Origin of the sequence: Azotobacter bryophylli, assembly GCF_042643485.1 — a bacterium.
Lineage (GTDB): Bacteria > Pseudomonadota > Gammaproteobacteria > Pseudomonadales > Pseudomonadaceae > Azotobacter > Azotobacter bryophylli.
Genome location: NZ_JBHRSJ010000022.1, coordinates 173,224 through 182,973, shown reverse-complemented (window position 1 = coordinate 182,973; position 9,750 = coordinate 173,224). Strand labels below are relative to the sequence as shown.

Here is a 9,750-nt window from a genome sequence, read left to right as displayed (position 1 = left end):
GAGGTTTCCTGTGGTGAGTCACACCGAACGGCGCTTGAATACCCGGTAGGCCAGCAGCAGCGAAGCGCCGGCCCAGAGCAGCAGGCACAGCCAGAGCGCGGCGCAGGGCAGCGGCAGGTCGCTACCCAGCGACAGCACGCCCATGGCGCTGCCGCCGCCCTCGAAGCCGGAGAGGTTGATCAGCCGGTACACATCGGTCGGGTTGAGCAGCAGCAGCCAGGGCAGCAGCTCCGGGCTGAGCCGTCCTTCGCTGAGCACCAGCAGCGCCAGCAGCGCCAGGTCGAAGACCAGCACGAAGAGGAACCACACCCCCAGGGCCAGCCCGGCGGCGGTGGACTTCTCCCCGGCCTTGCTGCTGAGCACGTAGGCCAGCGCCAGGAACACCCAGCCGAGCAGGGTCGAGGACAGCATGAAGCGGCCGAAGGCCCAGAGCAGCAGGCCCAGCTGGATGTCCTTCACCAGCACGGCGATGGCCAGCATCGCGCCGCCGAAGCCGATCAGGGTGGCCAGGGCCAGGATCAGGCCGTGGCCGAGGAACTTGCCCAGGAGGATCTGCCCGCGGCCCAGCGGATAGGTCAGCAGCAGCATCAGGGTGCCGCCCTCGTCCTCGCCGACGATGGCATCGTAGGCCAGCAGCAAGGCAATCAGCGGCATCAGGAAGGTGGCCAGGCTGGCCAGGCTGGCGATGGTCGCCGGGATCGAGGTGAAGCCCAGCTGGCCGGAAGCGGCGGCGCCGAACCAGGCGATGCCGACCGCCAGCAGGGCGAACAGCACGCTAATGGCCAGCAGCCAGCGGTTGCGCAGGCCGTCGCTCAGTTCCTTGCGCGCGATGTGCCAGATCGGGTTCATGCCCTGCCCTCCTCGGCGCGCACGTCGCCGGCGCGTTCCATGTAGAAGCGATAGAGATCCTCCAGCGAGGGCTGCTGGATCTCGATGTCCTCCGGCTCCCCTTCCCCCAGCAGTTCGCGCAGCAGCATCAGCTTGCAGCCGTCGACCGCCACCACCTCGAGGCTGGAGGCGCCGAGCAGCCGGGTCGGGTGACCGGCCTGGCTCCAGCGCCGCTGCCAGCGTTCGCTCTGGCTCACCCCGCTGGCGCGGATGCGCGCCGGCAGGCCGGCCTCGCGGCGCAGGCTGGCCAGGCTGCCCACCGCCTGCAGACGGCCGCGGGCGAGAATGGCGGCGCGGTTGATATGGGCCTCGACGCCCGGCAGCACGTGGGAGCAGAGGATGATGCTGGTGCCGCGCTGGCGCAGGCGGTCGACCAGTTCGTACAGATCGCCGGTGGCGATGGGATCGAGCCCCACGGTCGGCTCGTCCAGCAGCAGCAGACGCGGTTCGCCGAGCAGCGCCTGGGCCAGGCCGAGGCGCTGGCGCATGCCCTTGGAGTAGGTCTTCACCCGCCGCTCGGCGGCGTGGGCCAGCCCCACCTGCTCCAGCAGCTCGTCCACCTGCTTCGGCGGCGCGCCCTTAAGGCGGGCGAAATGGCGCAGGGTCTCGCGGCCGCTGAGCTGCGGGTAGAAGGTGACGTTCTCCGGCAGGTAGCCGAGCTGGCGGCGCACGTCCGGGTCGTTCGGCGCCCGGCCGAGCACCCGCACTTCGCCCTCGCTGGGCGCGAGCAGGCCGAGGATCAGCTTCATGCTGGTGGTCTTGCCGGCGCCGTTGTGGCCGAACAGCCCCAGCACCTCGCCCTCTTCCAGCGTCAAGTCCAGATCGTGCAGCACGGTCATGCTGCCGTAGCGCTGGTTGATGCCGCGCATGTCGACGGCGTTCATGACGTGGGCTCCTGGGGCGGCGCCATCGGCGGTTCGCCGGGCAGCGCCATCAGCGGGTGGCTGTCCTGCACCCCCGGCGACTTGATCACCGGGAAGACGCGCTGCACCCAGCGCAGCAGCTCGATGCCCGGGCTGTTCATCAGCAGCCGGACCTGCGGGTAGGTCCACAGCAGGCGGTCGACATTGTCGTTGGGCTCGTAAGGCACGTCGCCCAGGCCGTCGTCGTTGCGGTCCCAGCCCAGGTAGTCGCTCCAGTAATTGCCGCGGCCGTCGACCGACCACTCCTGGGTGCGGGTGGCGACGTACTTGACCTGCTGCTGGTTGCCGACGAAGGCGTTGCCGGCGATGCGGTTGTCCTCCGAGCCGGCGGTGAGGTGGATGCCCAGCGCGCTGTTGGCGAAGTGGTTGCGCTCGATGGTGTTGAACAGCGAGTTGTAGATGAACAGGGCCTTGCCCTCGGCGCCGGAGATCATGCTGTCGCCGCCGGTCGAACCGTTGCGCACGTCGCTGACGAAGTTGTCGGTGATGGTCGAGTAGGTGATGTAGTTCATCAGGATGCCGTAGTTCTCGTCCTGCTCGGAGCGGTTGCCGATCACCGTCAGGTTGCGGCTCTGCATCAGCGCGTAGCCGGTACGGGTGCGCCGGGTGAGGTTGCCGATCACCTGGCTGTTGTTGGCGAACATGTAGTGCAGGCCGTAGCGCAGGTCTTCCAGGGTGTTGCCTTCCAGGTGGTTGCCGTTGGAGGTGTCGATGTAGATGCCGTCGCGGGTGTAGCGGGCCCGGTTGCCGATCACCCGGGCGCCGCTCACGGCGAACAGGTGGATGCCGTTGCCGCGGTCCTGCGAGCGGATGCTCGGGTCGCCTTCGATGTCGTTGCCGGTCAGGCTGACGTTGCGGGTGCGGTCGACCCAGATGCCGAACCCCGGCCCGCGCATGCGGTTGTCCTTGACGACCGCCCCGGTGGCCTTGCCCTCGAGGAACACGGCGGCGTTCATCGCGGTCAGGTCGCGCCCCCAGTTGCGCAGGTCGCAGCCTTCCACCGTCACCTCGGGCGCGGCGATGGTCAGGGCGTTGCCCTGCCCCTGGGCGTCGATCACGGCGCCCGGTTCGCAACGCAGCTGCAGCGGCTGGTCGATGCGGAACTGCCCGGCGTACTCGCCGGCCGGCAGCCGCCAGCGGTTCTCGCCCTCGGCCTGCAAGGGCAGATTGGTGATGGCCTGCGCAACCGCCTGGGCAGCACCGGCGAAAAGGAGAAGCCCCAGCAGGGCCGGATGTCTGCGCACGGGTCGATACCTTCGGCGTCGGGCAGGAAAGGACTCCGGGCCGCGCGCGAGCGCCGGCCCGGAGCGGCGGCTCAGGCCGTCGCCGTCGGCTCGACCAGCATGCGCCCGTTCATCTCCATGTGCAGCGCATGGCAGAACCAGCTGCAGTAGTACCACCACATCCCGGGCTTGTCGGCGACGAAGGTGATCGACGAGGTCTGCTGCGGGCTGATCTCCATGCTCACGCCGTGGTTGACCAGGACGAAGCCGTGGGAGACATCCTCGATCTGGTCGATGTTGGTGATGGTCACCGTGACTTCGTCGCCCTGCTTGACCGTGAACTCGTTGATGCCGTAGGCCGGCGCCGACGAGGTCATGTACACCCGCACCTTGTTGCCGTCGCGGATGACCTTGTTGTCGGTCTCCAGGGTGATGCCGTCCTTCTTCGCCCGCTCCACGGTTTCCGCGAAGTAGGGGTCGTTGCGGTCCCAGAGCTTCTTGGTCTGGATCTGGTCGCGGCGGCACAGGATGCAGTCGTGCGGCTCGGCGAAGGCCGGGCCGTCGTGCACCAGCTTCATCTCGTCGCCGGAGATGTCGATCAGCTGGTCGTTCTCCGGGTGCAGCGGACCGGTCTGCAGGTAGCGGTCCTTGGAGAATTTGCTCAGCACCACCAGCCACTGGCCGTCGGCCTCCGAGGTCTCGGTGAGCGAGGCGTGGTTGTGGCCCGGCTGGAAGTGCACGTCGAGCTTCTGCTTGATGTAATTGACCTTCTCGCCCTGGTAGGCACGGCGGGCTTCTTCCATGTTCCACTTGACCACCTGGCTGTCGATGAACAGCGTGGTGTAGGCGTTGCCACGACCGTCGAAGGTGGTGTGCAGCGGACCGAGGCCCAGCTCCGGCTCGCCGACCACCACGTCGCGCGGGTCGTTGAGCTTGTCGTCGAACAGGTCGTCGAGCTTGTCGATGGCGATCATCGAGCAGGTCGGCGACAGCTTGCCGTTGGCGATGAAGTACTTGCCGTCCGACGAGGTGTTGCAGCCGTGCGGGTTCTTCGGCACCGGGATGTAGCGGGTCACGCGGCTGTCCTTGCCGTCCTTCTTGCGCCCGTCGACCACCGGCACCTTGGAGTCGCCCAGGGTTACGAAGCGGCCGGCCTTGACCTCCTCCTCGATGCGCGGGACGTTGAAGATCACCACCCAGTCGCGCTCGTTGCGCATGGAACCGCCGAGGTCGGTGGCCTTCTCCGAGTTGTAGCAGGTGGAGGCGCAGTATTTGCCGGTGTAGTCCATGTCGGTGTTGTCGAGGTTGCCGTCGACGATCACCTGCCAGGCCACTTCCATGCTCTCGGCGTCGATGGCGTTGTACATGGTGTAGCTGTTCGGGTTCTGCAGGTCGAAGACCTTGCCGTCGTTGGGGTGCGGGATGATGAACTCGGCATTGGCGAACACGTACTTGGTGTTCGGCACCTTCTGCAGGCGGAGGCCGTGGATGGCCTGGACGTTCGGCACCGTGGTGATCTTGTCGCACTTCATGATGTCCAGGCGGATGCGCGCCACGCGGCTGTTGGCCTTGTCGTTGATGAACAGGTACTTGCCGTCGTACTTGCCGTTGGTCATCGAGATGTGCGGGTGGTGGCAGTCGCCGTTCCGGTACCGGGCGCTGTCGCCGAGGATGCGGCGGCTTTCGTTGGTCAGGCCCCAGCCGGTGGCGGAGTCCACGTTGAACACCGGGATGCGCATGATCTCGCGCATCGACGGGATGCCCATCACCCGCACCTCACCCTGGTGGCCGCCGCTCCAGAAACCGTAGTAGTCGTCCAGCTCGCCCGGCGCGACATGGGTCTTGTCCACCGAGTCCTTGTGCTTGCTCTTCGATTCCCGGGCCTCCTTGGCCGCTTCGGCCCAGGCCTCGCGGGTCATCGCCGCGCCGCCGATGACCGAGGCGCCGACCAGTCCGGCCCCGAGCGCCGTCACCCCGAGGAAGCCGCGCCGGCTCAGGCCGCCCGCCTCATCCGCTTGCTGGTCGTTCTTCTTTTCGTTCGACTCTTTGTCGCTCATGGTTCTGCTCCTTCGCATCGACAGGGTCATCAAACGGCCCCAGGGGGTCGGCCGTGGCTTCCGCTCAATCCAGAATTTCCACGGGGATCAGGTCAGGCGAGACAGGTGGCTTCTTGCCCGGTCCCCGACGCTTGCGCTGGAGGATCAGGGGCGGGCACTTGTTCTCGTTGTGGTAGGTCATCTGGCAGTCCAGGCAGTAGTGGCACTCGTTGGGATTGATGCGCCCGTCCGGGTGGATCGCCTGGATCTCGCATTCCTTGGCGCATATCTGGCAGGGGTTGCCGCACTCCTTGCGCCGCTTCAGCCAGTCGAAGAGGCGGAATTTGGAGGGGATCGCCAGCGCCGCGCCCAGCGGGCAGAGGTAACGGCAGAAGACCTTGCGGGTGAAGATGTTGATCACCAGCAGGACCGCGGCGTAGAGCACGAACCACCACTGGCGGTCGAAGTGCAGGGTGATGGCGGTCTTGAACGGCTCCACCTCGGCGGCCCGCTCGGCCACGGCCATGGACTCCAGGGAAATGCCGAACAAGCCCAGCAGGATGATGTACTTCACCGCCCACAGCCGCTCGTGCAGCGCGAAGGGCAGCTCGAACTGGCGGATCCTCAGCCTGCGCGCCGTCTCGTTGATCAGCTCCTGCAGGGCGCCGAAGGGGCACAGCCAGCCGCAGAACACCCCGCGGCCCCAGAGCAGGATGCTGGCGGCGGTGAAGGTCCAGAGGATGAACAGCACCGGGTCACTCAGGAACAGCTCCCAGCGGAAATCCTCGAACAAGGCATGGGCGAAGGTCAGCACGTTGACCACCGATAGCTGGCCCAGGGAGTACCAGCCGATGAACACCAGGGTGAACAGCAGGTAGCCGCGGCGCAGCCAGTGCAGGAAGGTGGGGTGGCGGGTGAAGGCATCCTGGAAGAACAGGATCGTCGTCAGCAGGCCCAGGGCCACGACGATCACGCCGATCTGGAAGCTCTTCTGGTACCAGATGTTGACCCATGTCGGGCGCTGCGCCTCCTTGGCCGCCTCCAGCTCCTCGGCGGTCGGCTGCGGCCGCTGGAAATAGGCCTCCGGCAGCTGATAGCTCATCTGGAAGCTGGTGAAGATGCTCTGCACCGGGCCGGTCTGGCGGCGTACCAGCAGTTCGAGGTCCCAGGGCGAGCCGGGGTCGAAGTGGTGGGTGGCCCGGACGATGAAGATGGCCATCTCGTCGAACTCGGGCATGCCCTCGGCGTAGACGTCGGACAGGCGCTGGAAGTCCATGTCGCGGAAGCTGATGACGTCGCCGAACTGACGCAGCTGCAGCCGATCGAAGATGCCCCCGCGCACGTAGCCCGAGCCCTTGAACGAGTAGCCGTTGCCCAGCACCGCGATGGCCTGCTCGCCGGGCTTGAGCGATTTCATCAGGGCGTTGTACTGATTGTCGCCCAGCAGGTTGCGGCCGATGGTCGGCGGATTCAGGTCGGCGGCGTAGAGGTCGATGAAGGTGTCGTCGACTTCGTCCGCTGCCGGCTCGTCGACGCCCTCGGCCTCGGTGCCCTTGAAGGCCTGGCTGACCTGGCCGTTGGTCAGGTGCAGCCGGCGGATGGCGCCGTTGCCGGTCAGCTCGGCCCAGGTGGCCGGCGAATAGACGTCCTCGCGCACCGTCGCCGGCTTCTGCGCCGTCTCGCTGGTGGCCTTGACCAGGCCCAGGGAGACAGCCACCTCGTGGGCCGAACGCATGATGATCTCGTTGACCACCATGGCGGTCACCGTGGCGCCGGCCACCGCATCCACCGTCACCGCGTTCTTGTCGCCGGAGTGGCCGACCACGACGCGCTGGTCGACCCGGATGCCCCGGTACTTGGCGTCGAACTCGTGAAGTCTCTCCACCGGGATGCCGGCCAGCAGGATCGGCTCGTGGTGCTCGAGCACGTAGGCGTCGCGGATCACGCCCTGCGGGTCGAGGATCACGTGCATGTTGATCGGCTTGCCGGAGTAGGCCGGGATGTTCACCACGTTGATGCTCTGGTAGGCGTAGCCGAGCACCTTGCCGCCGGCGGAAATGGTGCTGACCTGGTACTTGCCCTCGGGCGCGGAGACCGCATCGGCGTTGGGGAATACCTGCTCGATCCGCTGCCGCTCCAGTCCGTTGTAGTCCTGCGCCTGCACGCCCAGGCAGGCGGCGAGCAGCAGGACCGGCAGCGACAGGAACCTCACGCAACGAAGGAATCGACTGATCAAGACATGCTCGGTGTTCATTGCTTCCCCGATCTATCCGACTGCTGGCTGGATATTGGTGGCAACGTTCTTATTGTTCGTCGGCCATTCGCCTCGCCACGCGCGCTGCGGGTACCTGCCGGACACGGGCGCGAGCGGGACGCAGCCCTTTCCGGGGCAGGCCTTGCACATCCGGCAATCGAAGCGGGAGGGAAAGAGCGTTGCGTTTCCAGGCGATATCAGAAGACTAGTCGAGGATAGTCAGGTTGCCACTTCCGGGACGGTTCCCGCCCGGAAGTCGGCCACGGCGCCCTACCAGTGGAGATAGAACATCCCCTTGGCCAGCAGGACGATGCCGATCATCTGGGCGAAGATTAGCCAGTGCAGTGCCCGGTAGCGGGCCGGCGTCATGCGGCCGCGGCGCAGCAGCACGGCCAGCAGGCCGTAACTGGCGAACACCCCGAGGGCCAGGAGGATCTTCAGCGTCAGCAGCGTGCCGAAACTGCTGGCGAAGGGCGCGGCGAGCGCCTGGCGGTGATGCCAGGCCAGACCGAGACCGGCGCCATAGACCACCAGCACCAGCCAGTGCAGCACCGCTCGCGACGCCGGGCCGGCGGCCTGCCTGAGCTCCGCCCGCGCGGCCGTGCCGAGCGAGCGCTCGATCCTGGTCAGGATGACGAGTTCGAAGAACAGGGTGCCGATGAAGCAGATGGCGCCCAGCAGATGCAGGACGTGCAGCAGGAAATAACTCATGGGGCAGGCTCCGGGGACTTTCGTCACAGCATCATCCCGGCGCCGCTCGCCTGCAAGGACACTCGCAGGCGCCGGCAGGGGCAGCAGGAGCGGATTCAGCCGCGCTGGGCAGCCGAAGCGGGAGCACCGCGAATGAATTCGCGCCTACCGGAAGCGGTGCCGGCCGCCCTCCCTGCCGTTCGCAGGCCCGACAGGCAAGGCAGCAGCCGGATCACTCTCCCCGGAACACCGGCAGGCGCTTCTCCCGCTGGGCCTGCAGGCCCTCGCGCAGGTCGGCCGAGGTCGCGCAGCGGCGGATGTCCGCTTGCAGCACTTCGCGATCCAGCGCGCCGCGGGCGATACGGTTCAGGTGACGCTTCATGCCGGTCGCGGCCAGCGGCGCCAGCGAAGCCAGATGGCCGGCCAGTGCCGCGACCCGGTCCTCCAGCTGTTCCGCGCTGTCGTAGAGATGGGTCAGCAGGCCCAGCTCCAGCATCTCGCCGGCCTTGAGCTTCTCGCAGCCGAAGATCAGCCGCTTGGCGGCGTTCAGGCCCAGGCGCGAGACATAGCGTTCGAGCAGCCCGCCATACAGGTGCAGGCCGAAGCGCGCGGCCGGCATCAGTACCTCGGCGGCCGGGCCGCCGAGGCGGAAATCGCAGGCCAAGAGCAGATCCGACGCCCCGCCGTAGACGCCGCCCTGGACCTCGGCGATGGTCAGCGGCCGCAGGTTCTCCAGGGCATCGGCCACCCGCTCGAAGCTCGAGGCGTCGCCCCCGACTTCGAGATCGCCGAGGTTGTAGCCGGCGCAGAAATACTTGCCGGTCGAGCGCAACAGCACGACCCGTATCCGCGGATCGGCCTCGATGCGCTCGAAACACGCCAGCAGCGCCGTCAGGTCCGCCTCTTCCAGGCGGTTGGCCTGCTCCGGACGCTCAAGGCGCACGGTCGCCAGTACGCCGTCGATCTCCAGTGAGGGAATGCTCCCGCTCATATGCTCGCTCCTGCTCTGGGCCGGTCGCTCCCGGCCATGGATCGGCGGCCGATACGCCCGAAGGCCCGGCTCGCCCGCTACGGGCGAGATTGTCGCGCCCGGCGCGGACGCTGTCACGGGCTGACCGCGCTTCCGATCACGCAGCTAGCGGCAGGCGCCGTTGCCCGCCTCGGGCACGGCGAGAAAGGTGATGCTCGCCGGTTCGAGCAGAAGGTAGCCGGCCGGCGCGGCGGCGCCTCCGATCGCCGGCAGCGCCCCGTCGACCAGCGCCAGCGGCTTGCCGTTCAGCCGGACGCTGCGGCTCTCCGGCGCGTCCGCCGCCAGGCTGTAGCGCTCGGCCGCGACGGGCAGGCCCAGGGTCCGGCCCCGCTCGCGGTCGGTGTTGATGGCCAGGATGGCGACGCCGCCCGGCGCGTCGCGCAGGCAGTGGGCATAGAGCAGCAGCCCCGGCTGGCGCGGCGTGCCCGGATCGAGCACGGTGCCGCCCATCAGCCGACGCCAGAGCAAGGCGCCCCAGTAGTCAGGCCTGGGCGTCAGCGTCCCCTCCTCCAGCAGACCGGAATCGCCGCCGATCAGCCCGTCGTGCATGACCACCTGCACGCCCTCGCGGGCCAGGTGTCCAAGCTGGTCGAGGTAGCGGAAGGTGTCGAGGAAGGTGGCGGCCCGGGGAGTGCCGCCGCAGGGAGCGTCGGCGGTCGCGCTGAGCCAGAGCGGCCGCCCGGGGGCGAAGCGGTCGCGCAGCTGG

General features: G+C 67.7%; 8 protein-coding genes. All 8 read right to left on the bottom strand.

Annotation, left to right across the window (positions count from 1 at the left end):
- Positions 1 to 18 precede the first annotated feature (18 nt).
- A complete protein-coding gene (locus ACFOJE_RS12280; RefSeq protein WP_377814642.1) occupies positions 19 to 849 on the bottom strand; it encodes an ABC transporter permease in 831 nt (276 codons plus the stop codon).
- Positions 846 to 1,772, bottom strand: a complete 927-nt coding sequence (locus tag ACFOJE_RS12275) for an ABC transporter ATP-binding protein (RefSeq protein WP_377814641.1) — start codon at positions 1,770 to 1,772, stop codon at positions 846 to 848. Before ACFOJE_RS12275 ends, ACFOJE_RS12280 begins: the two co-directional genes overlap by 4 nt.
- On the bottom strand, positions 1,769 to 3,055 hold the full coding sequence (locus ACFOJE_RS12270) for a nitrous oxide reductase family maturation protein NosD (RefSeq protein ID WP_377814640.1): 1,287 nt from the start codon (positions 3,053 to 3,055) through the stop codon (positions 1,769 to 1,771). Before ACFOJE_RS12270 ends, ACFOJE_RS12275 begins: the two co-directional genes overlap by 4 nt.
- Positions 3,056 to 3,126: 71 nt before the next feature.
- Positions 3,127 to 5,091 carry a TAT-dependent nitrous-oxide reductase gene (gene nosZ / locus ACFOJE_RS12265; RefSeq protein ID WP_377814639.1) on the bottom strand — a complete coding sequence of 655 codons (1,965 nt, stop codon included), beginning with the start codon at positions 5,089 to 5,091 and terminating at the stop codon, positions 3,127 to 3,129.
- A gap of 64 nt (positions 5,092 to 5,155) precedes the next feature.
- Positions 5,156 to 7,324 carry a transcriptional regulator NosR gene (nosR, locus tag ACFOJE_RS12260; protein ID WP_377814638.1) on the bottom strand — a complete coding sequence of 723 codons (2,169 nt, stop codon included), beginning with the start codon at positions 7,322 to 7,324 and terminating at the stop codon, positions 5,156 to 5,158.
- Positions 7,325 to 7,594: 270 nt separating this feature from the next.
- Complete coding sequence (locus ACFOJE_RS12255; RefSeq protein ID WP_377814637.1) at positions 7,595 to 8,035, bottom strand: CopD family copper resistance protein; 441 nt, start codon at positions 8,033 to 8,035, stop codon at positions 7,595 to 7,597.
- 211 nt (positions 8,036 to 8,246) lie between these two features.
- The gene (locus tag ACFOJE_RS12250) at positions 8,247 to 9,005 is read right to left on the bottom strand and encodes an enoyl-CoA hydratase/isomerase family protein (protein ID WP_377814636.1); all 759 of its coding nucleotides are present in this window, start codon (positions 9,003 to 9,005) and stop codon (positions 8,247 to 8,249) included.
- A gap of 144 nt (positions 9,006 to 9,149) precedes the next feature.
- Positions 9,150 to 9,750: hypothetical protein (locus tag ACFOJE_RS12245; protein WP_377814635.1), on the bottom strand; the 601-nt coding region annotated here is incomplete at its 5' end.